The sequence below is a fragment of the Rhizobium sp. A22-96 genome, assembly GCF_053521805.1.
In genome coordinates this window covers 251441-275570 of sequence record NZ_JBNWDQ010000005.1, presented here as the reverse complement: position 1 = coordinate 275570, position 24130 = coordinate 251441, and the positions used below count along the sequence as shown (strand labels likewise).

Sequence of the window (24130 nt, the reverse complement as noted above, 5' to 3'; positions counted from 1 at the left end):
CCAACAGGTTTGAGAGTTGCCCGTGATCCCCTGGACCTTGCTTGACACTGCGAAAATCCCCGGCGGCGGCGAGCTGCGCCTGAAGCAGCGCGGCCAGGAATTTTCCATCATGCTCGGCACCAACGAGCTGATGAACAGCCGCTTGAGCGGCTCTGAACGCGCGCTTGCCACGCTCTCCTGCGACAAGATCAAGTGCCGGAAGGCGCCGCATCTGCTGATCGGCGGCCTCGGCATGGGATTTACCCTGCGGGCGGCACTCGGCGAACTCGGCACGGATGCCAAGGTCACTGTCGCGGAACTGGTCCCAGCGGTCGTTGCATGGGCACGCGGGCCGATGGCAACGGTCTTTGATGGTTGCCTCGATGATCCCCGTGTCGCCATCCACGAAGGCGATGTCCGCCCGCTTATCCGCGCGAGCAAGGCGAGTTATGACGCCATCCTTCTCGATGTCGACAACGGCCCGGATGGCATCACGTCGGAGGCCAATGACGGCCTTTACGACTATCAAGGCCTGAAGGCTGCCCATGGCGCGCTGCGCTCAGGCGGTATTCTGGCGGTCTGGTCTTCCGGACCGGACGAGCGCTTCACGAAACGCCTGCGCGAGAGCGGCTTTGTCGCCGAAGTGGTCCATACGCGCGCCAATGGCAAGAGCGGCGCGCGTCATGTCATCTGGCTGGCCACCAAAGGCTAAGTCCTACGTTAAAGATAGCGCGTTTCCTCGGGCGCCCTGTCAAAATGGTCGTCGCGGCCATCGAAGTACCCCACGGGGAGCGAGGCCAGTTCCTCATCGCTGGCATCGTCTAGGCAGCTGATGCTGATCGCATAGAACTTGCCGCCAAGCGCTGGATTTTCACCCCAGTTGAAGGAACTGATGCCGCAGTTCTTGCAGAAGAGATGATGGAGGACGCGTTGGCCGAACTGATATTCGCCGATGCTCTCCTCGCCTGAGGTCAGGTGAAAATCGGCGGGTGTGGCGACAGCCAGCCAATTGCGCTTCTTCTTGCAGATCGAGCAATTGCATTTGAACGTGCCGCCCTGCAGGTCGAGATCGGCTTTGTAGCTGACGGCGCCGCAATGGCAGCTTCCATGATAGGTCTTCTTCATCACACTCATCCTTCCCTTGATGTGGTTTCCGCATAGGCGACATATTTATCGAGAGCCTGTTCCCAGCCGCCGGTCTGCAGCTTCAGTTCGGTATCATCGGGCAGTTGGGCCTTGCGAAACATGAGACGCGTCTTCTCGCCAAGCTCACGAAATTCCACGGTGACCTGCATCGGGTGCTCGGGCTTGCCCTCCCGGTTTTCCCAGGCGAAGGTGAATACGAGGCGTTCCGGTGGAATGATCTCCAGATAGCGCCCGTGGCTCCAATATTCCCGACCCTCTGCCGTAAGAATGCAGTGCCGCCAGGCGCCGCCTTCGCGCAAATCCACGGAGACGGATGAGGCGGTCGTGGTCTGTGGCCCCCACCAGCACATCAGATGTTCCGGCTCCGTCCAGAGACGAAACAGCAATGCGCGCGGCGCGGCTATATCGCGTGTCAGCACGATCTCGCGCTGCGGGCTCATGCCGCCACCCTCATTTGCTGCGGTCATCGGCTTCCCCCTTTTGCAATAGAGCTGCGTAGGCTTCCAGGCGATCGAGATTGTCGTTCCAGAACTGGCGATAGGTTTCCAGCCAGTCATCCACCTGCCTGAGCGGCTTGGGCTCCAGCCGGCAGGGACGCCATTGCGCTTCCCTGCCCTTCGAGATCAGACCGGCCTTCTCCAGCACCTTCAGATGCTTGGACACGGCGACCAAAGACATATCGAACGGCTCCGCCAGCTCGGAAACCGAGGCCTCACCGCTCGAAAGCCGCGCCAGAATTGCCCGGCGGGTCGGGTCGGCAAGGGCAGAGAGGGTCATGCTCAACGTATCCATGAGGATGATAAACCAACGAGTTAATTAACCTATTGGTTTAATATACGCGTAAGCGGAGTATGTCAAGAAGCACATAGTGGCGCACAATCTCAGGAGATGGCGTTGGAGACTTCGATCAGGTTGTGATCGGGATCGCGGAAATAGACCGAGAGAATGGGGCCGGTCGCACCGGTGCGACGAACCGGCCCTTCCTCGATCGCAATAACTTCCACCTGCAGATGAGCGATGATGTCCTCGATCGGCGTCTTGCTGATGAAGCAGAGATCGGCGGAGCCCGGCGTCGGCCGCTTGGCCTTCGGTTCGAATTCGTGGCCCGCGCGATGCAGGTTGATCTTTTGGCTACCGAAAGTCAGCGCCTTACGGCCCTCGCCGAAGGTTTCGACGCCCATGCCGAGGACACGGCCATAAAAGTCGCAGCTCTGCTCGATGCTTGCGACCGTCAGCACGAGGTGATCGAGATGGTCGATGCGGATCATTTTCAATCTCCGGCCTTAGCGGCGAGCCAACTTTGCGATCGCAACTGCGCTGACAAGGCAGATGGCCAGCATAATGAGGATGAAGGCAACCACGGCATTCCAGCCGTCGGCAAGCCAGAAATAGCCGCCGAGCGAGCCGGCAATACTGGAACCCAGGTAATATGCCAGCAGATAGAGCGACGAAGCATGACCCTTGGCGCCATGGGCAAGCCGTCCCACAAGGGCACTGGCGACGGAATGGGTGACGAAGAAGCCGATTGTCACCAGAATGATGCCAAGGATGATCAGCGGCAGCGACGTCGAGAGCGTGACGACAGCGCCAAGAGCGGCAATCAACACACCAGCCGGCAGCACGACGAAGTGACCGATGCGGTCGCCAAGCAGACCTGCGGCCCAAGAGGCAACGATGCCGAAGAGATAGGCGGTGAAGATCAGGCCAAGCTCGGTCTGGCTGAGATTATACGGCGCGACGACGAGGCGAAATCCGGCATAATTATAGACCGTGACGAAGGAGCCCATGACCAGGAAGCCGATGGCGAACAGCAGCGGCAGTGCCGGATTGCTGAAATGCCCGCTCCAGGCCTTCACATGAAAGGCAATATCGAACCCTTTGCGCGGCGTGAAATTGCGCGATGGCGGCAGCAGATAGAGAAAGCCGGTGGCGGCGATCAAGCCGAGAATGCCGATAGCTGCCAGCGCTGGCCGCCAGCTGAAGAATTCTGCGATCGTACCCGTCACAACGCGACCGGCCATGCCGCCAAAAGCGTTGCCGGCGATATAGAGACCCATGGCGCCGCCAAGACCGCGCGGCTCGATTTCCTCGGCCAGATAGGTCATGGCGACCGCCGGCACGCCGCCCAGAAGGAAGCCTTCGAGCGCGCGGAAAATCAGCAGTACATGCCAGTTGGGCGATACCGCGCAGACAAGCGTACAAAGAGCCGCACCCAGCAGCGAAATGAACATCAGGCTGCGGCGCCCGAGGCTTTCGGAAACGGCAGCTGCCCCGAAAATCGCAAAGGCCAGGAAACCGGTCGAAAGCGACAGCGACAGCGAGCTTTCAGCGGGCGTAACGCCGAAATCCTGCGAGAAGATCGGCATCAGCGGCTGAACGCAATAGAGCAGCGAGAAGGTGGCAAAGCCGGAGAGGAACAGGGCGATGGTCGCGCGGCGGAAGGCGGGCGTGCCACGCGTCAGGAACTGGCGCGGCTCGACCAGCGGCTCGCTTTTGACAAGCGTCAATTCCGGACGCGACGGGACTTCGGAGGCGGTGGTCTTTTGCCTGTTGGCGGGGCGGAACATGGGGCATCCAATCTTTCTTACCCCCAAGAATCTATTCAATAGCGCTTCATTAGTCCAATATATGGAACAGGCGATCTCAATAGGTTTTGGAGATATCGTGGAACTGCGTCATATCCGCTACTTTCTGGCGCTTGCGGCAGAGGGAAATTTTACCCGCGCCGCCGCCAATCTCGGCATCGGCCAGCCGCCGCTCAGCCAGCAGATCAAGGATCTGGAAAACGAGGTTGGCGTGCAGTTGTTTCACCGCGTGCCCCACGGCGCCGAACTGACCGTCGCGGGCGAAGCCTTTCTGGCCGAGGCGAAGACGGCTGTCGATGCGGCGGAAAAAGCGAAGCTCGCGGCCCAGCGCGCCAATCGCGGCGAGATCGGCCGCCTGTCGCTCGGCTTTACCGCCTCCTCCGCCTTCAACAGCATCGTCACGGCGACCATCCGAGAGTTTCGCGATCACTGGCCCGGCGTGCTGTTATCGCTCACCGAGATGAACACCAATGCACTGATGGAACGGCTGGTACGCGGCGAGATCGATGCCGCTTTCATCCGACCCGGCCTTGAAGATACGCGCGACGTGCGGCTGAAGCGCTTTGCCGACGAGCCGATGATGATTGCACTGCCCGCCCGCCATCCCCTTGCGGCGCGAGATCGGGTGCCGATTGCAGCGCTTGCCGGCGAGCCCTTTATCCTCTTTCCGCGCATGGTCGGCCTCAGTCTCTATGACGATATCGTCGCGGCCTGCCGCGAGGCGGGTTTCGAGCTGGTGGTGACGCAGGAGGCGCCGCAGATTCCGTCGATCGTCAATCTTGTCGCCGCCAATCTCGGGGTTTCCATCGTTCCCGCGTCGATCGCGCAGATCAAGCTCGACGGCGTCGCCTATCGGCCGATCGATGGGCCGCCGATCGTGGCACGTCTCGGTCTTGCCAGCCTCAAGGCACAGCGATCGCCCATCGTTGCCAATCTCATGAGCCTGATAGCGTAACTAGCCCCGGTCCCAATAGGGCGGATCGCCGAATGCCTTCTTCAGATGCTCGGCTATGGCCCTGAGTTTCGCCGAGGGATTGCGCCCCTCCGGATGGGCCATGAAGATGAACTCCGGCTCGGGCCGATGGCCGATATCGATCTCGACAAGCCGCCCTTCCCCGACGGAGGGTCCGATGATGAAGGTCGGCAACAAAGCAATTCCGAGCCCGGCAATGGCCGCATCGTGAAGGACGTCGCCATTGTTGACCCCCAGCGCCAGCCTCCCCCTGATGACGACGGCCCCGTCCGCGCCCTGGAACCGCCAGTCAGCCACGCCGCGATTGGTATAGAAAATACCGCGATGGTTCTCGAGGTCCGATAGCGAGGCGGGGCGACCGTAGCGCTTCAGATAATCCGGCGACGCCACGAGAAGGCGGCGGCTGCTTGCAAGCTTCCACGCGACCAGCCGCGAGTCTGCGATCAGGCCGTGGCGGATGATCGCGTCATAACCATCCGATGACGGATCGACGCGGCGATCATCGAGATCAAGCGTCAGCTCTATGTCGGGATGATCGGATAGAAACGGATAGAGAGCCGGACCGAGATGCATGCGGCCGAAGGTGACGGGTGCCGCGATGCGCAGTGGTCCCATCAGCGTGCCGCGCCGCTCGGCGAGATCGGCGGCGGCCTCGCGCACCTCCTGTGCGATGCGGGTCGCGCGCTCCAGAAAGGCGGCCCCATCCTCGGTCAAGGTCAGCTTGCGGGTCGTGCGGTGAAGCAATGTCGCGCCCAATGCTTTCTCCATTTCCGACAGGCGTTCACTGACGACGGATTTCGACAGACGCAGACGCCGCGCCGCCTCGCTGATCGATCCCGCCTCGGCAACGGCAACGAAAGTAACAATTCCATCTATTTTTAGCATCGTTCGGTGATTCCGAATTCGAATTCCATGATTTGAAGACTAATCCGAACGATTGGAAAAGGCCATCTTCCATGTATCGTACAGACCCAAAGACAGGTCTTCATATAGGAGATGGAACAATGAACCGTTTGAATGGAAAAGTCGCAATCGTCACCGGCGCCAGCTCCGGCATCGGTCGCACCACTGCAAAGCTCTTCGCCGCAGAGGGCGCCAAGGTTATCGTCGGTGCGCGCCGCAGCGCGGAACTGGAAAGCCTTGTTGCCGATATCAAAGCCGCAGGCGGTGATGCCGCCGCATTGGCCGGCGATGTGCGCTCGGAAGACTACCACAAGGCGCTGGTTGCCCTTGCGGTCGAGCGCTACGGCAAGCTCGACATCGCCTTCAACAATGCCGGCACGCTCGGCGAATCTGGCCCCAGCACCGAGGTTTCCGAGGCAGGCTTTGCCGATGCACTTGCGATCAACCTCACCGCATCGTTCCTGGCCGCCAAGCACCAGATTGGCGAAATGGTAAAGCACGGCGGCGGCTCGGTGATCTTCACGTCGACCTTTGTCGGCCATACCGTCAGCTTCCCGGGCGTTGCGGCCTATGCCGCCAGCAAGTCCGGCCTGATCGGCCTGACGCAGACACTCGCCGCCGAATTCGGTCCGCAGAACGTGCGCGTCAATGCCGTGCTGCCGGGTGCCGTCGATACCGACATGTATCGCGACATGAACGACACGGCCGAAAAGCAGGCCTTTATAACCAACCTGCATGCGCTGAAGCGTGTTGCCGGCCCGGAAGAGATTGCGCGCTCGGTCCTCTATCTCGCCTCCGATGATGCAAGCTTCGTCAGCGGCACGGCTTCGCTGGTCGACGGCGGTCTGTCGATCACGCGGACCTGACGGCGCCTTTTCACGGCGCGATTATCGTCGCCGGCCTGCTTTGAATGAGTAAGAACGGGCCGCAAGAGCTGGATCTCTTGCGGCCCTTTCACTCAGAACATCGTATTGTTGTTCTTTGATGTCTCGGGGATCGGCTGCACCGAGTCCCAATGTTCCTGGATCTTGTTGTCCTCGACGCGGAAAATGTCGACGATGGCACTGCCGCGGTCGCCGGGCTGGCGAATGGCGTGAACGCGCAGGATCACAAAATCACCGTCGACCATGACGCGTTTGATCTCGCTCTTCGACTGCGGATAGTTCTTCTTCAGGTAATCGAGGAAGCCGCGCAGACCTTCCGGACCATCAGCGGCCATCGGATTGTGTTGAATATATTTGCCGAGATATTTGGAGGCGGCGTCGAAGTCCTTGTCGTTCAGCGCCTTCTGGTAAAAATCCAGGACGATCTCCTTGTTCTTCTGCTCTTGCGGCGAATAGGCGCGTTCGGCAAATGCCGGCGCGGCGGCGGCCATGATTGGCAGGGCGATCATTGCGATTTTCATCAGTCTCAAGGCGTTGCTCCTTCGATCGTTAACGTGTTCAGTGTTGTCGAGCCGAAGAGCTACAGCAAGTGACAAGTAGTTGATGTCGATGTGATCGCCGACCCGTGGGTGCCCGTAGTCGCACGCTGCGATTGCCTATTATCCGCCAAAGGCTTAGGCTAATTGCCAAAAGAACAGGCGACGGGTTGAACCATGGTTCTCGCAGGAAAGCGCATCCTTCTCATCATCTCCGGCGGCATCGCGGCCTATAAGAGCCTCGACCTCATCCGCCGGCTGCGCGAGCGCGGGGCAAGCGTGCGCCCCGTGATGACGGCGGGCGCCCAGGAGTTCATCACGCCGCTCGCAGTCGGTGCCTTGGCCGCCGATCACGTCTTCACCGATCTGTTTTCCCGCCAGGACGAGCAGGATGTCGGCCATATCAGGCTGGCGCGCGACTGCGACCTCGTGCTGATCGCGCCGGCGACGGCCGATCTGCTGGCCAAGATGGCAAACGGGCTGGCGGACGATCTTGCCTCGACCATATTGCTTGCAACCGACCGGCCCGTGCTGGCAGCACCTGCCATGAACCCCAAGATGTGGGCTCATGCCGCAACGAAGCGTAACGTCGAGACGCTGCGCGGCGATGGCATCGCCTTTATCGGTCCGATGAAGGGCGAAATGGCCGAAAGCGGTGAAGCGGGCGCGGGGCGCATGGCCGAACCGCTCGATATCGTCGCTGCCGTCGAGATGCGGCTGGATGACGGCGCCAAGCCGCTTGCCGGCAAGAAAGCCATCGTCACTTCGGGTCCGACGCATGAGCCGATCGACCCTGTGCGCTACATCGCCAACCGCTCATCCGGACGTCAGGGTCATGCCATAGCCGCAGCACTTGCAGCGCTTGGCGCCGACGTCACGCTGGTCTCGGGCCCTGTCACCATTCCCGATCCGGCGGGCATGCGCGTCATCCATGTCGAACGCGCCGATGAGATGCGCGATGCCGTGCTGGCGGCTCTTCCGGCTGATATCGCCGTGATGGTGGCCGCCGTTGCCGACTGGAAGGTGGCGTCCGCCTCCGACCAGAAGATCAAGAAGCACCCGGGCGAATCCATCCCGACGCTCGCACTCACCGAAAATCCCGACATCCTGAAGACGGTCGGCCATCACACACAACGGCCGAAGCTTGTCATCGGCTTTGCCGCCGAGACGCAGGATGTCGAGAGCAATGCAAAGGCGAAGCTGGAGCGCAAGGGCGCCGATATGATCGTCGCCAATGACGTCTCACCCGCGACCGGTATCATGGGCGGCACGCATAATCGTGTGAAGATCATCCGTCACGACAGCGTCGAGCAATGGCCTGATCTCGACAAGGACGAAGTGGCTGTCAGGCTGGCGGCATTGATATCAGAGCAGTTCAAGCAGGGATAGCGGCTGCGATCCGAGGCTTGTCGGCCCTGCGCTCCTGCGGCTGGAACGGCGTGACATGAACCCCGGTATCGTCGATGAGCACGGCACTGCCATCGGGAATTTCCCGCCAGGCGTCGATATCATCGTTCAGCGGTTCGGACACCAGGCAATATCCTGAGCCGACCGGCGATGCGTAGAGTGTCGGCGCCTTGCGGTCTGTCGCATAGCGTATCGCATGAAGCGACTTGCCGTCGGAGAAGGCGGCCGTGAAGCGCACCAGCGCCGAACCGGTCAGATCGATCGATAGACCTTCGACAAAGCCGATGGTCTCGGCGATCGCCGCGACCGGATCACTCACCAGATCGAATTGCATTGCCAGCAGGAACAAGAGCTCGGAATCGGTCGTGCCGCTGCGGGCATGGAACAGCCGGTCATCGAGCATCGATTCCATCGGACGGCGCAGGCGCTCGAAGTTGGAAATCTGGCCATTGTGCTGGAACGACCAGTTCTCGAGAACGAAGGGATGGCAATTGTCGCGCCGCGTGCCGCCGCCGGTGGCAGCGCGGACATGGGCGAGGAAGAGCGGCGAGCGGATCTGCCGTGCCAGGCTTTTGAGGTTGCAATCGGACCAGGCCGGCAGGATATCGCGATAGCGGCCCGGCTCCGGCCGGTCGCCGTACCAGGCGATGCCGAAGCCATCACCGTTGGTCGCCGTCTTGGCGCGCGTGGCGCAATGGGATTGTTCGATCAGGGAGTGGGCAGGCGAAGATACCAGCTCCTCCAGATAGAGGGGGTCTCCACGATAGGCTGCCCAGCGACACATGCGTCTCTAACTCCGATTCCCGTTGTTTTCCTGTCCCGCGGGAGAATGGCAAATCTTGGACGATTGTTGATGCGGAATGGGTAACAAACTCTTAATTTTTCATGCCCTCACAGCGAAGATGACAGATATTTGACGCTTCGTCCGATCACGTTTCGCATCGCAACATTTTCTTCGTGAAGCCCGATGCGGCGGGCTCTGGCAGCCGACGCGGCGATGCGGGAGATTTCGCTGCGACAAGAAGAATGAAGTTCCATAACAACGAACCCCTTGCATCGGCTCAAATTTGAGCTACGTTTAGCTTGTCTGAAACGTAACGAAAGGAAGGTGATCCAATGTCTAGTGGGATTTCGGTCTTGGTATATGGCATGGAAATGGTCGTGAACGTTGTGAGGCAGCCCTCACACTGATCAACACCTTCCCGAAGCGCTCAGCGCTTCAGGCCAGTTACGGGCCAAAGCTCATGGGGGGTCGCTAGCGCGGCCCCTTTTGCATTCCTGGACCTCGATTTCAGCAGATCGCTGTTGGCTTTGGCTTATGATGATTTCGCTTTTTTCCTTGCCGTATGAGAATAGCGCCTTAGCTAAGACGACATGTCTTCTCAGGAACAGCCCGAACAGGGCGAAGCCACACCGAGGCCGCTGAAAGAGCCGGCCCTCACCGCACTCTCACTTTATCCTCACGATTGGGCACTGTTCCTCGACATCGACGGAACCCTGGTCGATCTTGCCGAAACGCCCGAGGCGATCGTCGTGCCCGACGATCTTCCCGCGACCCTCCATGCGCTTTCACGCCAGCTCGGCGGCGCCCTGGCGCTGGTGACGGGACGGTCGATCGAATTCGTCGATCCGCTGTTTGCACCCTTCCGCTTTCCGGTAGCTGGCCTGCACGGCGCAGAACGGCGCGATGCGGCGGGTCGACTGCGGCGCACGCATATCCCGCCTGCCTTCCAGGAGATGAAGCAGGCTATCGCCCGTGAGGCCCTGGCCTGGCCGGGCGCCATTGTCGAAGACAAGGGTGCGGCCGTCACCATCCACTACCGGCAAACACCCGGCAGCGAGGCTGACATTGTCGAGGCCATGCAACGCTACCTCAATGAAGCCGGGCCGGACTGGAGCCTGCAGCGGGGCAAGATGGTGGTCGAGATCTGCCCTGCCCACGCCAACAAAGGAAGCGCTGTCGAGGCATTCCTTACCGAAGCGCCTTTCGAGGGCCGCCGTCCCGTGACCATCGGCGACGACGTGACGGATGAGACGATGTTCGCCGCCGCCAATCGCCTCGGCGGTCAATCCGTGCGCATCAGCGATGGCAACGGAAAAACATTGGCTCGTGCATCCATTGGCTCACCCGCGCGTTTAAGGGACGTGCTGGCAACGCTCGTCAAATGATCCACCGATCATTGCGGCGCCCTCCCAGCCCTCTTGAAAGGAATAATCAGTGAGTCGTCTTATCATCGTTTCCAACCGTGTTTCCGTGCCTGATCACAAGGGCGCTGCGGCTGCAGGCGGCCTTGCGGTAGCGCTGCAGGCAGCCCTTGCCGAGCGCGGCGGCATCTGGATGGGCTGGTCCGGTAAATCGAGCGGCGAGGCCGAACCGGAGTCTCTGGAGATGACGCAGGACGGCAATATCACCTATGCCCTGACCGATCTGACCCAGACCGATGTCGAGGAATATTACCAGGGCTTTGCCAACCGCGTGCTCTGGCCGATCTGCCATTACAGGCTTGATCTTGCCGAATATGCCCGCAAGGAAATGACCGGCTATTTCCGCGTCAACCGCTTCTTTGCCCACAGGCTGGCGCCATTGATCGAGCCGGATGACGTCATCTGGGTTCATGACTATCACCTCATCCCGCTGGCAGCCGAGCTCAGGCAGATGGGATTGAAGAACCGCATCGGTTTCTTCCTGCATATTCCCTGGCCACCGGCCGACGTGGTGCAGGCCATGCCGGTTCATGAAGAGATCATGCGCGGCCTCACCTCCTACGACCTGCTCGGCTTCCAGACCGATCATGACCTCGAAAACTTCGCGGGCTGCCTGAAGCGCGAGGGCATGGGTATCGAGAAAAGCCCTGGCCATTTCAGCGCCCACGGCCATGATTTCCGTGGCGGCGCCTATTCCATCGGCATCGAAACGGCAGGCTTCGCCGCCTTCGCCCGCAGGGCCGCGTCGCACAGCATGGTGCAAAAGGCGCGAAAGAGCATCGAGGGCCGCGACCTGATCCTTGGCGTCGACAGGCTCGACTACTCCAAGGGCATCACGCAGCGCATCGATGCCTTCGAGCGGTTCATCACCAACAACCCCGCGCACCAGCGCAACGTCACCTATCTGCAGATCACCCCGAAATCGCGCTCGGAAGTGCCGGAATACGAGGCGATGCAGCACGCCGTGGCCGAACAGGCCGGCCGGGTCAACGGCGCCATCGGCACGGTCGACTGGGTGCCGATCCGCTATATCAACCGCTCGATCAGCCGCCCGATCCTGGCCGGTCTCTACAGGCTCGCCAAGGTCGGACTGGTGACGCCGCTGCGTGATGGCATGAACCTTGTCGCCAAGGAATATGTCGCCGCGCAGGATCCGGACAATCCCGGCGTGCTGGTGCTGTCGCAATTTGCCGGCGCGGCGCGCAAGCTCCACGGTGCTTTGCTGGTCAACCCCTATGACGTCGACGGCACCGCCAATGCCCTGGCGCGCGCCGTCAACATGCCGCTACAGGAGCGGCAGGAACGCTGGCGCGGCATGATGGATTATCTGCTGGAGCACGATGTCCTGCACTGGTGCGAGACTTTCCTGGCTGATCTCACGGCAGAGGAAGCGATGGCTGCTTAGCCGCAGCCGCTTCTGCCAGCAGCCACTCCGCCAGCCGCTCCGCATGCGGACTCGGCGCTGCCGGCGGCAGAAGCCAATAGCCGCGCTCCGATGCTTCCAGCATCGGACCGGCCGTCACCAATGTGCGGGCTGCGAGTAACGAATCGACGAGGCCCATCCAGCCGATCGCCACACCCTGCTCACTGAGCGCTGCCTGCACGACCAATGAATAGGTATTGAAGCGCAGGTCGCCACGGCCGGCAGAGTTGTCATGGGCAATGCCGAATGCTGCGAGATAGCTTTCCCAATCGAACCATGGCGATGGCATCTCTGAATCGAGATGCACGAGGGTGGCGCGCGCCAATTGCGAGGGATCGGTGAACGGGCCATGACGCTCGGCAAAGCCGCGGGTGCAGATCGGCACGACCTTTTCCGGCAATAGCAGCGACGCTCCTGGGCCGAATTCATTTCGCGATCCGAAGAAAACGGCGATGTCGCCATTGTCAGGTGCACCGCGATCCAGCCGTTGCGTCGCGACGATCTGGATATCTACCTCCGGATGGAGCAGCCGGAAGGCATGCATACGGGGGATCAGCCAGAGAGCGGAGAACGCATAGTCGGTTCTCAGCCGGACGGACGGCCGCTCCGCCTCGGCACGAAAGCTGCGCACCAGCGTATCGACGCCGCCTACCGCTTTTTCAACCATCTCGAACAGGCGCCGCCCCTCAGGCGAAAGCTTGACGCCGCGATGCTGGCGGTGGAACAGGGAAACGCCCATCTGCTCTTCGATGCGGCGGATCTGATAGCTGACGGCCGGCTGCGTCAACCCAAGCGCCAAAGCTGCGGAAGAGAGGCTACCGGAGCGCCCGACCTCCACAAAAATACGCAGCCAGCCAAGATCCACCAAACGTTCAGCCATAAAATTTCCTTTTGGCATCTATTGAAAAATGCCTGCTTCACAGCGTGAACTCTAGTGATGTTCAATAAAATAATCCAATAACAAGAGGGAAACACCGTCATGCGCATGTCTGCAATGGGTCGGCTCGCCGCCGGCGCCCTTCTCTCCATCCTTTCCTTTGCCGGCATCGCCCGCGCCGACGGCGACAGCTGCCGCACGATCCATATGTCCGACCCGGGCTGGACAGACATTACCTCGACCAACGGCGTGACCGGCGTGCTGCTGACCGCTCTCGGCTACGAGCCCGATATAAAGACCCTCTCCGTGCCGATCGGCTATCAGGCGATGAAAACCCGCGAGATCGATGTCTTCCTCGGCAACTGGATGCCGGCGCAAAAGGCCTTCGTTGACGACCTCAACAAGGCGAAGGCTGTCGAGGTGCTGAACCGCAACCTCGAAGGCGCGAAATTCACCCTGGCAGTGCCGACCTATGTCGCCGACAAGGGCATCAAGGACTTCTCCGACCTGCAGAAGCATGCCGGGGATTTCGACCACAAGATCTACGGCATCGAGCCCGGCGCACCCGCCAATGCCAATATCCAGAAGATGATCGATGCCAACGACTTCGGCCTGAAAGGCTGGGAGCTGGTGGAATCGAGCGAGCAGGCCATGCTGTCACAGGTAGAGCGCGCCTCCAAGGACAAGCAGGCGATCGTGTTCCTCGCCTGGGCGCCACATCCGATGAACGAGCGGTTCAGGATCGCCTATCTCGCGGGCGGCGATGCCTATTTCGGTGCGAACTACGGTGGTGCCGAGGTCTATACGCTGGCGCGCACCGGTTGGGCGGCGCAATGCCCGAATGCCGCCAAGCTCTTCCACAATCTGACCTTCGATATCGGCATGGAGAATTCCCTGATGGGCTCGATCCTCGGCGGCGAGAGCGCCAAGGATGCGGCGACCACCTGGCTGAAGGCGCACCCGGATGCCTTGACGCCCTGGCTTACCGGCGTCACCACTATCGATGGCAAACCCGGTCTCGATGCCGTCAAAGCCGCCATCGGCCTCTGATCTTCAAGGAAATACCCGAATGTCGCGTCCGAATATTCTCATTCTCATGGTCGATCAGTTCAACGGAACATTGTTTCCCGATGGGCCGGCCGAGTTTCTGCATGCGCCGGTCCTGAAAGCTTTGGCGAAACGCTCCGTGCGTTTCGCCAACAGCTACACGGCAAGCCCGCTCTGCGCGCCGGCGCGGGCCTCCTTCATGTCGGGGCAGCTGCCGAGCCGCACCCGCGTCTACGACAACGCCGCCGAATTCTGCTCTGATATTCCGACCTTCACCCATCATCTGCGCGCCGCCGGCTATCAGACAGCTTTGTCGGGCAAGATGCACTTCGTCGGTCCGGACCAGATGCACGGCTTTGAGGAGCGGCTGACGACCGATATCTATCCCGCCGACTTTGGCTGGACGCCTGACTACACCAAGCCCGGTGAGCGCATCGACTGGTGGTACCACAATCTCGGCTCGGTGACCGGGGCCGGCGTTGCCGAGATCACCAACCAGATGGAATATGACGACGAGGTCGCCTACCACGCGAACCGCAAGCTTTATGACCTCTCGCGTGGGCACGACGAACGGCCGTGGTGCCTGACGGTCAGCTTCACCCATCCGCACGATCCTTATGTCGCGCGCCGCCGTTTCTGGGATCTTTACGAGGATTGCCCGGCGCTCGATCCGGAGGTCGGTGAGATCCCCTTCGACCAGCAGGATCAGCACTCCCAGCGGCTGATGACGGCGTGCGATCATACCGCCTTCGACATCACGCCGGAGCAGATCCGCCGGGCGCGGCGCGGCTATTTCGCCAATATCTCCTATGTCGACGAGAAGATCGGCGAGATCCTCGAAACGCTCGAACGCGGACGCATGGCCGATAACACCATCATCCTCTTCGTCTCCGACCATGGCGACATGCTCGGCGAGCGCGGCCTCTGGTTCAAGATGAACTTCTTCGAAGGCTCCGCCCGCGTGCCGCTGATGATCGCGGCTCCCGGCTGGCGGCCGAAGCGGATCGACCAGCCGGTGTCGACGCTCGATGTTACACCTACGCTGGCGGGCCTGGCCGGGCTCGATATCACCTCATTGCGCCGCTGGACCGACGGTGAGGATCTGGCTCCCCTCGCCCACGGAACGGGAAGCCGCAGCCCGGTGCCGATGGAATATGCCGCCGAAGGGTCCGAAGCCCCACTCGTTGGTCTCCGTGACGGTCGCTACAAGCTGACGCTTTGCGACAAGGACCCGCCGATGCTCTTCGATCTCGATGCCGATCCGAAGGAGCTCAAAAATCTCGCCAGCGATCCCGCCTACGCCGAAACACTGAACCGGTTGAGCGCGCAGGCCATGGAGCGCTGGAACCTCGCCAGCTTCGACGCTGCCGTGCGCGAAAGCCAGGCGCGGCGCTGGGTCGTCTATGCGGCGCTGCGCAACGGCGCCTATTATCCCTGGGATTATCAGCCGCTGCAGAAGGCCTCGGAGCGATACATGCGCAACCACATGGATCTCAATGTGCTGGAGGAAAACCAGCGCTTTCCGCGCGGCGAATAGGGTTTCGGGGTAGCCCGCCGCCCGTCGAGACGATATTGTCGCGTCGCAAATAGGGAGAAACATCCATGAAAATCAGCGCAAGAAACCGCCTCAAGGGCAAGGTCGTCGAAGTCACCAAGGGTGCAACGACTGCGCATGTCCGCATCGATATCGGCAACGGCTCGATCGTCACCTCTTCGATCACCAACGAAGCCGTCGACGAATTGGGCCTGACGGTCGGCGCTTCGGCCTATGCCGTCATCAAGGCATCCGACGTCATGGTTGCCGTCGACTGACAACCAGAACAGGTATGATCTTGGAGCACTTCCAGGAAAAGTGCGTAGCGGTTTTCCGTCCGGAATGCGTCAAGAAACAAAAAGATAGAGCGTTTTCGCGATTCGAAGAAAAGCGGAAATGCTCTATCCGAAAACCGCTTCGTGCTTTCCGGGATCGTGCCTAAGCCTTCTGGCAGTAATGTGCCGTCTCGCCGTCGCCTGTCTGGAAATCGCCGGACTGCGGCGGCGCGATGGGTTTGAACAGGGTGCGATCCGGCTTCAGGTCGAGCAGCGGCGTTCCGTCCAGGCAATCCAGACCGCGAACGAGCAGGACCGGTCCTTCCACGGCCTCCAGCTTGACGATGGATGTGCCGATGGGGTTTGGCCGCACCGGCGATCGCAGCGAGAAGGTGCCGTGCACCTTGCCATTGCGGGCGGGGCTCTGCAGCACGAGATCCCGGCGCGATCTATCCAGCCAATAAAGAATCTCCAGGCGCTCGAAAGCCTCCACTCCCGTCAGCGCCAGCACCCAGGGCTCGAAGATTTCGATCCGGCAGATCGGCCCGTCATGCCGCCCCTGGCGCGGCGTTTCCATACGGGATGTCCAGGGCGTGGAAATGCGGCCGATGAAGGTGAGGCCGGCATCCGAGGCCGCAGGCGGCTCGACGACCACCTCGTTTTCGCGAATCTCGTTCTCACGCACCATGAACGTCTTCCTCTTTCTATGCCGGCTACTTTAAGCCCTTCAGCAGGGTTGCCACTTGATCATCCGTCAGCTCGACCTGATAGAACAGCTTGTAGAAGGCCTTCACGTCATCGGTGAAATTACTCCTGAAAAGCTTCGGGTAGAGCAGCTTTTCCAGCCAGCGCACGCCGAGAAGCCGGTTGACGCCGGGCGGCGAATCGAACCAGCCGAAAGGTAGCGACGGCGGCACGAAGACCTTGCCGTCCTTGACGGCCTTGATAGCAGCCCATTGCGGATCGCTCTTCGCTAATGCGGCGAATTTTTCATCATCGGCGATGATGATATCCGGATTCCAGCCGGCAACCTGTTGCGGCGTCACCTTGGTCAATCCGCCTTTTCCGGCGGCGGCTGCGACGTTCATGGTGCCCACGACATCAAGAATTTCGAGGTTGATCGAGCCGGAAAGCCCGGTTTCCAAACCATCGGCGCCGCGACCATAATAGACGCGCGGCCGCGGATCATTGGGAAGCGTCGCCAGCTTGTCGTTCAGGTCCTTGATCGTCGAATCGACGTAGTCGGCCAGCTTGTTGGCGCGATCGCCAACGCCGATGAGCGCGCCGACGTCACGTAGCGTATCGGCAGTGCGGGCAAAGCTGCCGTCGATCAGAACATAGGGAATGCCGGTCTCCACCTGTACCTTATCGGCCAGCGCCTTGTAGGTTGGGTCGACCGTGCCGGCATCGAGAATGATATCCGGCTTGGCGTCGATCACAGCCTGCGCGCTGATCGTGCCGCCCTTGCCTGTCAGACGACCGACGGTTGGAAGTGCCTGGACCGAGGGCATGAGATAGGCTTTGGCGGCATCGTCAGGCGCGTGCACCCAGCCGGCCAGCTTTTCCGGCGCCAGAACATAAACCAGCACGGCGGCCGGCGGTCCGGCAACGACAATGCGGTTGATCTTGTCCGGTACCGAGACCGTGCGTCCGGCCGCGTCGGTGATAATCCGTGCCTGCGCGGAGACAGGAAGCAGCCCGACAAACGCCAGAGCAAGAACCGCAAGAAATTTCATCATAAAAGCCGCCCGCTATGATCGAATAGATCCCCGGGGCGGCACTATGGCATAGCGCTATATTGGATGGAACATCTCGAAGGCACTATTCCAGAATGAAACATACCGTCGACAATCACGACGCCTTGATGGCGAGCTGACGTCCCGCTTCAAGCGGCGCGCAATCCGGCCGGTCTGCTTGTCTCACACCCAATCTCCGCCATGATGGAAAGGCTTTCATTACATCGCGTGTAATTGAGGAGATGTTTGTCTCGCGGTATCCAACATCCGTCTTCTTGCAGGAAGAGCATTTCAAAGCCCTTCAACAGACGGAGCCCTGGCCCGGAACAATGTCGCGGCCGCGACCCCGGTTCCAACGGCAGGCTCAGGAGAAACCCATGACCACGATGTCATTTACGAAAACAGACGCTCCCCAATGGCTGCTGACCTTCTGGCGGGAAATTGACGACAAGACCTTTGGCGACGGCTTCAATTGCTTCGCGGAAGACGCAACATGCAATCTCGGCATTGCCGACTGGAAAGGCCGCGAGACCATTCGCGAAAACCTGCGCGCCTTCATCGACACCGGATTCACCGCGTTGCATGATGTTACCGAATATTGGGATGGCGGATCGCTCAAAGTGTTCCGTGGAACAGTCACCATGACGCCCGACGATCGAACACAGGCGGTGGTCAAGCCGGTCATGACGCACTTTTTCTACATGGACGAGGTCGATCCTGCCAAAGTGCGTCATTGGTACGGATCAGTCGGACCCGTCGCGTTCTGACGGCAATCCATGCTGGCGGGGCGGTTGAACACGCCCCGCCACAATGAGACGAATGAAGCGAGGCCCCTGCATCATGAGTGCTTCCCGCATAGATCCAAGAATGCCAAACGAACTCGGCCCACAGCTGCGCGCATGGCGGGGCGCGCGCGGCAAGAGCCAGCTCGATCTATCCCTCGACACCGGCATTTCGCAGCGACAGATCAGTTTCATCGAGAGCGGCAGGAGCACTCCCGGCCGCCAGAATGTTCTGCGCCTAGCCGAAGCATTGGACGTGCCGTTCCGGGAGCGCAACAGCCTGCTGCTTGCCGCCGGCTATGCGCCAATCTATTCGGAAGCAAGCTTCGACGATCGCGAGATGCAAGGCGTGACGAATGCGCTCAAGCGCATGCTTCGCCAGCACGAACCGTTCCCGGCCGTCGTTATGGACCGCTACTGGAACGTCTTGATGACCAATGATGCGACCCCTCGCTTTTTCGGCCATTTCATCGATATGGCCGCACGTCCGGCGCCGCGTAATCTGTTGCATCTCATGTTCGATCCCTCGGGCATGCGGCCCTTCATTCCCGATTGGGATCTGACGGCAAAGAGCCTTCTCGGGCGCGTCCTTCGGGAGTCCGTCGGCCGCGCCATCGACGCACGGACCAAAGAACTGATCGATAGCTTGCTTGCCTACCCGGATGTGGATGCGGAATGGAAGACATCGGCAACGGCCGAAAACACACCCGTCATCCCGCTGTCGTTCGCAAAGGACGGGCAGCTCCTGAGATTTTTCTCACTGGTGACGACGGTCGGTACCGCGCAGATGATAACGACCCAGGAATTGCGGATCGAATGCATGTTTCCACTGGATGAAACCACGGAGGTTCACTACGCCGAACTGATGAGCGCCGCCCAATAAAAAGACAGGATCAGAGAATGGTCGTTGATATCACGCCGCCTTGACGGCGTGATATTCCTTGATGGCGACCATCTTGATAGCCGGGTAACGTTCCGCCTCGTAGCGCAACGAGAAGCCGTCCTGAGCGAGGAAAACCGGGTCGCCATCGAGATCGCGGGCGATATCGCCACGACGCGCGGTGACGAATTTTTCTAGGTCGGCGGGCTGGTCGGCCGACACCCAGCGGCAGACGGAGAAGCGCGACATTTCGAAGGAAACCGGCAGGCCGTATTCGGCCATCAGCCGCTCCTTCAAGACATCGAGCTGCAGCGCGCCGACAACGCCGACGATGGCGGGGGAGCCGTCCTCGGGCGAGAACAGCTGCACGACACCCTCTTCGGCCATCTGCTGCAGCGCTTCCTTCAGCTTCTTCGCCTTCATGGCATCCTCAAGACGCACGCGGCGCAGGATTTCCGGCGAGAAGTTCGGCACGCCCTGGAAGACGAGCGATTCACCTTCCGTCAGCGTATCGCCGATGCGCAGCGTCCCGTGGTTCGGAATGCCGACGACATCGCCGGCATAGGCGGTGTCGGCAAGCTGGCGTTGCGAGGCGAAGAAGAACTGCGGTGCGGTGAGGCCCAGCTGCTTGCCGGTGCGCGACAGGCGCGCCTTCATGCCGCGCTCGAGCTTGCCGGAGCAGATGCGGGCAAAGGCGATGCGGTCGCGATGGTTCGGGTCCATGTTCGCCTGGATCTTGAAGACGAAGGCCGTCATCTTGTCGTCGGTGGCGTGAACCGTCCTGATATCGGCGACCTGATCGCGTGGAGGCGGCGCGAATGCGCCCAGCGCGTTGATGAGATCGCGAACGCCGAAATTGCGCAGGGCCGAGCCGAAAAAGACCGGCGTCATATGGCCTTCGAGGAATGATTCCTGATCGAAGGGACGGCAGGCCTCGATCGCCAGCTCCGTCTCGTCGATGAAGGCCTGACGCTCGTTTTCCGGCAACCGGTCGGCTACGGCCTGCGGGCCGTTGACCTTGGTCGCCTCGACTTCGGTATCGGAACCGCGCACGGTATTGTCGGCAATATGATAGGAACCGCAGAAGGTCTTGGAGCGGCCGATCGGCCAGGTGATCGGCGCCGTGTCGAGCGCCAGCTTCTCTTCTACCTCATCGAGAATCTCGAAGGGATCGCGGCTTTCGCGGTCCATCTTGTTGATGAAGGTGATGATCGGGATATCGCGCATGCGGCAGACTTCGAACAGCTTCAGCGTCCGCGGCTCGATGCCCTTGGCAGCATCGATGACCATGACGGCGGCATCGACGGCGGTGAGCGTGCGATAGGTATCGTCGGCGAAGTCTTCGTGGCCGGGCGTGTCGAGAATGTTGAAGACATTGCCTTCATATTCGAAGGTCATGACCGAGGTCACGACCGAGATGCCGCGCTCGCGCTCGATCTTCATCCAGTCGGACCGCGTCTGCATGCGATCCTTCTTGGCCTTGACTTCACCGGCGAGCTGAATGGCGCCGCCGAACAGCAGCAGCTTTTCGGTGAGCGTCGTCTTGCCCGCGTCCGGGTGAGCGATAATAGCGAATGTGCGGCGGCGGGAGACCGCCTCGGCGAGACTTTCGGCCATGCGTGTAAATCCTGTGAATTGCGGCCGTATCTAGCGGCTCAGGGCTCGGATTGCAATTGACCTTGGGCATCCGAGCGCAAACTAATGCCGCATGACCATTCACACCGAGACTCGCCCGACCCTGAACCTCATCCGCCTGCCGAATGGCGAAGGCCTGGAACTGCCCGCCTACGAGACCAAGGGCGCCGCCGGCATGGACCTGCGCGCCGGCGTCGAGGATGGCGCACCACTGACGCTCGCGCCCGGCAAACGTGCCCTCGTCCCCACCGGCTTCATTTTTGAGATCCCAGAGGGTTTTGAGGCGCAGATCCGCCCGCGCTCCGGCCTCGCGTTCAAAAACGGCATCACCTGCCTGAACTCGCCCGGCACGGTCGATTGCGATTATCGCGGCGAAGTAAAGGTGCTGTTGATCAACCTCGGCGACGAGCCGTTCGAGATCACCCGCGGCATGCGCATCGCCCAGATGATCATCGCTCCGGTCACGCAGGTGCGGGTCGCCGAGATCACCGAAGTCAGCGAGACCGCGCGCGGCGCCGGCGGCTTCGGCTCCACCGGCGTGTGATGAGCGATCTTGCCCAACAGCATGGCCTGACGCTCCGCCAGGACTATTTCGCCGATCCTTCCGCCTGGAACGCTCTCGTCGATCTGCTGCAGGACACGTTTTCCATCGACATCAACCTGCAGGCTTCATTCGGCGGCCCCGATCCCAGCAGCATGCCCTCAGGCTATTTCGACGCCGATGGCCGCTGCGTCGCCAATTTCAGCGCCTTCTCGATGCCGATGATCATCAATGGCCGGCCCGTGAAGGCGGCCGGATATCAGTCCGGAGCGGTTCGGCCCGAATGGCGCGGGCGCGGTCTTTATCGCGACCTCATGCAGCGCACCTTTGCGCGAACGAAGGCCGAGGGCTATGAGCTCGATCTCCTGCTCACCGACAAGCCGGCGCTCTATGAGCGTTACGGTTTTCGAGCCCTGCAGCAGCATGTCTTCATTGCGCAGACTGCGAAACCCCAGCAATCCGGGCAGACTGCCCGGCAGCTCTCCCTGGAAGCGCGTGATGATGTGCGTCTGATCAAGACGCTCCTGCAAAGCCGGCAGCCGGTCTCCGCTCGCTTTGCCGTCACCAGGCAGACGGAGATGTTTCTGCTGAATGCCAGCTTCAATACCGCGATCCGCCTGACGGCACTCGGCGATGACACGGTGATTGCATGGACCTTTGATGGCGCGACTTTCTGGCTTCTCGACGTCGTGGGAACGACCATGCCATCCCTCGCCGCAATCATGTCCGCACTTGACCTCGAGCCCGATCGTATCGAGATCTGCTTCTCTCCGGATCGTCTGGATTGCGAGGTATCGCTGGAGCCCTATGAGGGCTACACGATGCTGCTGGCGCGCGGCGCGGCTGCAGACGATATTGCCGGGCCGATCTTGCTGTCACCCATGGCCGAGTTCTAGAGCATTTCCGTTTTAATCGAAGTGACCGAAATGCTCTATCTCTTTGTTTTCACGCAATTCCGGACGCAAAACCGCTCCGCACTTTTGCTGGAATTGCTCTAGCGCGAAAGCGGTGGCAGCCGACGCTTGACCGGTGTCGCCTTGATCATCGACGTATTCGTTTCGGCCCGCTCGGTGATCTTGTCCAATATGCCATCAAGCTCACCCATCGAGCGCACCACCAGACGGCCGATGAAACAATCATCGCCGGTGACCTTGTCGCATTCGATGAATTCCGGCGTCTCCTGAATGATGCGCTCGACGACGTGCAACTGGCCGGGCAAAGGCCGGATGCGAACGATCGCCTGCAGGGGATAGCCGATGGCCTCCGGTGCGATATCCACGGTGAAGGCCGAGATGACGCCGCGCTCCTCCAGTCGACGCAGTCGTTCTGCGGCGCTGGGTGACGACAGGCCGGCCGCCTCCGCCAGCTCCTTCAGCGATATCCGGGCATTGCGCGCCAGCGCTTCGAGCATCCGCTGGTCCGTCTCATCCAAGCCAATCGCCGCATTAGGCACGCCCATTCCATCACCTCATTTAATTAGGAGGAAACTCTACATCACCTTATTAAACCTATATCACTGATAATCTCGCCGCAATATCATCTGGTGCCACATACGGGAGCACGGGCAATGAGCGAGATACGACGCGGTACGATGGAAATGACGGCGGCGATGCTGATTTCGGGGACGATCGGCTGGTTCGTTCTGATGTCGGGGCAGCCGGTGACCGGCGTAGTGTTCTGGCGCTGCCTCTTCGGCGCGATGACGCTTCTTGGCGTCTGCGCCGTCATGGGCCTGCTGCGCCCCGGCATACTGACCGTGAAGACATTCTCCATCGCCGTTGCCGGCGGGGTTGCCATCGTCCTCAACTGGCTGCTGCTTTTCGCTGCTTACTCGCATGCCTCGATCTCGATCGCCACGACCGTCTACAACACACAGCCCTTCATGCTGCTCGGGCTCGGCGCGCTGTTCCTGGGTGAAAAGATCACGCTTACCAAGCTCTTCTGGCTCGGCCTCGCCTTTGCCGGCATGGTCGTCATCGTCGAGGGTAAGCCCACGGAAACGGGCGGGACGGCAAGCTATGCGATCGGCATTTTGCTTTCGCTCAGCGCTGCCTTCTTCTACGCACTGGCCGCCATCGCCGCGAAGTGGCTGAAGGGCACGCCGCCGCATCTCATCGCGCTCATCCAGGTCTCGACCGGCGTCCTGATGCTCATCCCGTTTACCGATTTCTCCGCCGCTCCGCATGATGCCGGCGGCTGGTCCATTCTCATTACCATGGGCATCGTCCATACCGGCCTGATGTATGTGCTGCTCTATGGAGCGATCCAGAGGCTGCCGACGCATCTCACGGGCGCGCTCTCCTTCATCTATCCGATCGCCGCCATCGTCGTCGATCGCTTTGCCTTCGGCCATGTGCTCGGCGTCGCGCAAATCATCGGTGCCATCGTCATTCTGGGGGCGGCAGCGGGCATGAATCTCGGCTGGACGATCCCCCTGCCCCGTCCTAAAAGCAGTGATCTTTCGAAGGGAACAGCCGAATGATCACCTGCTACCTGCGCTACGTCATCGACCCCTACAAGCTTGCCCAATTCGAGCATTACGCAAAGCTCTGGATCCCGCTGGTCAACCGGCTTGGCGGCACGCATCACGGCTATTTCATGCCGCATGAAGGCGCCAGCAACATCGCGCTCGCGCTATTCAGCTTCCCGAGCCTTACGGCCTATGAGGAGTATCGGCTGAAAATACCCGAGGACGCGGAATGCCAAGCCGCCCTTGCCTATGGCGAGGAAACGCGCTGCATCGTCAGCTATGAGCGCAGCTTCATGCGGCCGGTCTTCTGAG

The 24130-nt window shown here is 60.8% G+C and carries 28 protein-coding genes; 15 read left to right on the top strand and 13 right to left on the bottom strand.

Going from position 1 to position 24130, the window contains the following annotated elements; all coding sequences use genetic code 11:
* Positions 1-22: 22 nt before the first annotated feature.
* On the top strand, positions 23-691 hold the full coding sequence (locus tag ACQZ6F_RS22875) for a spermidine synthase (protein WP_449094222.1): 669 nt from the start codon (positions 23-25) through the stop codon (positions 689-691).
* An 8-nt stretch (positions 692-699) separates the two neighbouring features.
* On the opposite strand, the gene ACQZ6F_RS22870 is transcribed toward ACQZ6F_RS22875, so the two are convergent.
* The 5 genes from ACQZ6F_RS22870 to ACQZ6F_RS22850 all read right to left on the bottom strand — a co-directional run bounded on the left by ACQZ6F_RS22870 (position 700) and on the right by ACQZ6F_RS22850 (position 3692).
* The gene (locus ACQZ6F_RS22870) at positions 700-1104 is read right to left on the bottom strand and encodes a GFA family protein (RefSeq protein WP_449094221.1); all 405 of its coding nucleotides are present in this window, start codon (positions 1102-1104) and stop codon (positions 700-702) included.
* 5 nt (positions 1105-1109) lie between these two features.
* The gene (locus ACQZ6F_RS22865; RefSeq protein WP_449094220.1) at positions 1110-1592 is read right to left on the bottom strand and encodes an SRPBCC family protein; all 483 of its coding nucleotides are present in this window, start codon (positions 1590-1592) and stop codon (positions 1110-1112) included.
* Positions 1576-1917, bottom strand: a complete 342-nt coding sequence (locus ACQZ6F_RS22860; protein WP_449094219.1) for an ArsR/SmtB family transcription factor — start codon at positions 1915-1917, stop codon at positions 1576-1578. The genes ACQZ6F_RS22865 and ACQZ6F_RS22860 overlap by 17 nt, the downstream gene beginning before the upstream one ends.
* 89 nt (positions 1918-2006) lie before the next feature.
* Positions 2007-2393 (bottom strand): VOC family protein, encoded by a 387-nt coding sequence (locus tag ACQZ6F_RS22855; protein WP_449094218.1) that lies wholly within the window; start codon positions 2391-2393, stop codon positions 2007-2009.
* A gap of 15 nt (positions 2394-2408) precedes the next feature.
* On the bottom strand, positions 2409-3692 hold the full coding sequence (locus tag ACQZ6F_RS22850) for an MFS transporter (protein WP_449094217.1): 1284 nt from the start codon (positions 3690-3692) through the stop codon (positions 2409-2411).
* Between the two features lie 97 nt (positions 3693-3789).
* Here ACQZ6F_RS22850 and ACQZ6F_RS22845 point away from each other — a divergent pair, with 97 nt between their 5' ends.
* Positions 3790-4665, top strand: coding sequence for a LysR family transcriptional regulator (locus ACQZ6F_RS22845; RefSeq protein ID WP_068397967.1), 876 nt, complete (start codon positions 3790-3792; stop codon positions 4663-4665).
* Here the strand turns inward: ACQZ6F_RS22845 and ACQZ6F_RS22840 are convergent, their stop codons facing one another.
* A complete protein-coding gene (locus ACQZ6F_RS22840; RefSeq protein WP_449094216.1) occupies positions 4666-5568 on the bottom strand; it encodes a LysR family transcriptional regulator in 903 nt (300 codons plus the stop codon).
* Positions 5569-5687: 119 nt separating this feature from the next.
* On the opposite strand from ACQZ6F_RS22840, the gene ACQZ6F_RS22835 reads away from it, so the two are divergent.
* On the top strand, positions 5688-6452 hold the full coding sequence (locus tag ACQZ6F_RS22835) for an SDR family oxidoreductase (RefSeq protein ID WP_449094215.1): 765 nt from the start codon (positions 5688-5690) through the stop codon (positions 6450-6452).
* Between the two features lie 92 nt (positions 6453-6544).
* Here ACQZ6F_RS22835 and ACQZ6F_RS22830 read toward each other — a convergent pair whose 3' ends face one another.
* On the bottom strand, positions 6545-6991 hold the full coding sequence (locus ACQZ6F_RS22830; protein WP_405048702.1) for a nuclear transport factor 2 family protein: 447 nt from the start codon (positions 6989-6991) through the stop codon (positions 6545-6547).
* A 192-nt stretch (positions 6992-7183) separates the two neighbouring features.
* Between ACQZ6F_RS22830 and coaBC the strand changes: the two genes are divergently transcribed.
* Positions 7184-8395 carry a bifunctional phosphopantothenoylcysteine decarboxylase/phosphopantothenate--cysteine ligase CoaBC gene (gene coaBC / locus ACQZ6F_RS22825; protein WP_449094214.1) on the top strand — a complete coding sequence of 404 codons (1212 nt, stop codon included), beginning with the start codon at positions 7184-7186 and terminating at the stop codon, positions 8393-8395.
* On the opposite strand, the gene ACQZ6F_RS22820 is transcribed toward coaBC, so the two are convergent.
* Positions 8382-9197, bottom strand: coding sequence for a class II glutamine amidotransferase (locus tag ACQZ6F_RS22820; RefSeq protein ID WP_449094213.1), 816 nt, complete (start codon positions 9195-9197; stop codon positions 8382-8384). The genes coaBC and ACQZ6F_RS22820 overlap by 14 nt on opposite strands.
* Positions 9198-9787: 590 nt before the next feature.
* Between ACQZ6F_RS22820 and otsB the strand changes: the two genes are divergently transcribed.
* The gene (gene otsB, locus ACQZ6F_RS22815; RefSeq protein ID WP_449094212.1) at positions 9788-10582 is read left to right on the top strand and encodes a trehalose-phosphatase; all 795 of its coding nucleotides are present in this window, start codon (positions 9788-9790) and stop codon (positions 10580-10582) included.
* 49 nt (positions 10583-10631) lie between these two features.
* A complete protein-coding gene (gene otsA / locus ACQZ6F_RS22810; protein ID WP_449094211.1) occupies positions 10632-12023 on the top strand; it encodes an alpha,alpha-trehalose-phosphate synthase (UDP-forming) in 1392 nt (463 codons plus the stop codon).
* Here the strand turns inward: otsA and ACQZ6F_RS22805 are convergent.
* Positions 11995-12921: a choline sulfate utilization transcriptional regulator gene (locus ACQZ6F_RS22805; RefSeq protein ID WP_449094210.1), complete on the bottom strand. Its 927-nt coding sequence runs from the start codon at positions 12919-12921 to the stop codon at positions 11995-11997. The two genes, otsA and ACQZ6F_RS22805, sit on opposite strands and share 29 nt — an antisense overlap.
* Before the next feature lie 99 nt (positions 12922-13020).
* On the opposite strand from ACQZ6F_RS22805, the gene ACQZ6F_RS22800 reads away from it, so the two are divergent.
* The 3 genes from ACQZ6F_RS22800 (at position 13021) to ACQZ6F_RS22790 (ending at position 15777) form a co-directional block, all read left to right on the top strand.
* Positions 13021-13968 carry a choline ABC transporter substrate-binding protein gene (locus ACQZ6F_RS22800; protein WP_449094209.1) on the top strand — a complete coding sequence of 316 codons (948 nt, stop codon included), beginning with the start codon at positions 13021-13023 and terminating at the stop codon, positions 13966-13968.
* Positions 13969-13987: 19 nt separating this feature from the next.
* Positions 13988-15502 carry a choline-sulfatase gene (betC, locus tag ACQZ6F_RS22795; RefSeq protein WP_449094208.1) on the top strand — a complete coding sequence of 505 codons (1515 nt, stop codon included), beginning with the start codon at positions 13988-13990 and terminating at the stop codon, positions 15500-15502.
* Between the two features lie 65 nt (positions 15503-15567).
* Positions 15568-15777, top strand: a complete 210-nt coding sequence (locus ACQZ6F_RS22790; protein ID WP_068397781.1) for a TOBE domain-containing protein — start codon at positions 15568-15570, stop codon at positions 15775-15777.
* Positions 15778-15937: 160 nt separating this feature from the next.
* Here the strand turns inward: ACQZ6F_RS22790 and tsaA are convergent, their stop codons facing one another.
* On the bottom strand, positions 15938-16462 hold the full coding sequence (gene tsaA / locus ACQZ6F_RS22785; RefSeq protein ID WP_449094207.1) for a tRNA (N6-threonylcarbamoyladenosine(37)-N6)-methyltransferase TrmO: 525 nt from the start codon (positions 16460-16462) through the stop codon (positions 15938-15940).
* Positions 16463-16487: 25 nt separating this feature from the next.
* The gene (locus ACQZ6F_RS22780; RefSeq protein ID WP_449094206.1) at positions 16488-17513 is read right to left on the bottom strand and encodes an iron ABC transporter substrate-binding protein; all 1026 of its coding nucleotides are present in this window, start codon (positions 17511-17513) and stop codon (positions 16488-16490) included.
* Between the two features lie 374 nt (positions 17514-17887).
* Here ACQZ6F_RS22780 and ACQZ6F_RS22775 point away from each other — a divergent pair, with 374 nt between their 5' ends.
* Together ACQZ6F_RS22775 and ACQZ6F_RS22770 are read left to right on the top strand one after the other, a co-directional pair.
* Complete coding sequence (locus ACQZ6F_RS22775) at positions 17888-18277, top strand: nuclear transport factor 2 family protein (protein ID WP_077468500.1); 390 nt, start codon at positions 17888-17890, stop codon at positions 18275-18277.
* Positions 18278-18377: 100 nt separating this feature from the next.
* Positions 18378-19175 carry a helix-turn-helix domain-containing protein gene (locus ACQZ6F_RS22770; RefSeq protein WP_449094205.1) on the top strand — a complete coding sequence of 266 codons (798 nt, stop codon included), beginning with the start codon at positions 18378-18380 and terminating at the stop codon, positions 19173-19175.
* A 30-nt stretch (positions 19176-19205) separates the two neighbouring features.
* Here the strand turns inward: ACQZ6F_RS22770 and ACQZ6F_RS22765 are convergent, their stop codons facing one another.
* The gene (locus ACQZ6F_RS22765; RefSeq protein WP_449094204.1) at positions 19206-20789 is read right to left on the bottom strand and encodes a peptide chain release factor 3; all 1584 of its coding nucleotides are present in this window, start codon (positions 20787-20789) and stop codon (positions 19206-19208) included.
* A 91-nt stretch (positions 20790-20880) separates the two neighbouring features.
* Here ACQZ6F_RS22765 and dut point away from each other — a divergent pair, with 91 nt between their 5' ends.
* A complete protein-coding gene (gene dut, locus ACQZ6F_RS22760) occupies positions 20881-21351 on the top strand; it encodes a dUTP diphosphatase (protein ID WP_449094203.1) in 471 nt (156 codons plus the stop codon).
* Positions 21351-22244 carry a GNAT family N-acetyltransferase gene (locus ACQZ6F_RS22755; protein WP_449094202.1) on the top strand — a complete coding sequence of 298 codons (894 nt, stop codon included), beginning with the start codon at positions 21351-21353 and terminating at the stop codon, positions 22242-22244. Before dut ends, ACQZ6F_RS22755 begins: the two co-directional genes overlap by 1 nt.
* A gap of 98 nt (positions 22245-22342) precedes the next feature.
* On the opposite strand, the gene ACQZ6F_RS22750 is transcribed toward ACQZ6F_RS22755, so the two are convergent.
* Complete coding sequence (locus ACQZ6F_RS22750; RefSeq protein ID WP_077468496.1) at positions 22343-22807, bottom strand: Lrp/AsnC family transcriptional regulator; 465 nt, start codon at positions 22805-22807, stop codon at positions 22343-22345.
* Between the two features lie 108 nt (positions 22808-22915).
* Here ACQZ6F_RS22750 and ACQZ6F_RS22745 point away from each other — a divergent pair, with 108 nt between their 5' ends.
* Both ACQZ6F_RS22745 and ACQZ6F_RS22740 read left to right on the top strand, forming a co-directional pair.
* Complete coding sequence (locus ACQZ6F_RS22745) at positions 22916-23830, top strand: DMT family transporter (RefSeq protein ID WP_449094201.1); 915 nt, start codon at positions 22916-22918, stop codon at positions 23828-23830.
* Positions 23827-24129, top strand: a complete 303-nt coding sequence (locus tag ACQZ6F_RS22740; RefSeq protein WP_449094200.1) for an NIPSNAP family protein — start codon at positions 23827-23829, stop codon at positions 24127-24129. The genes ACQZ6F_RS22745 and ACQZ6F_RS22740 overlap by 4 nt, the downstream gene beginning before the upstream one ends.
* Position 24130 lies beyond the last annotated feature (1 nt).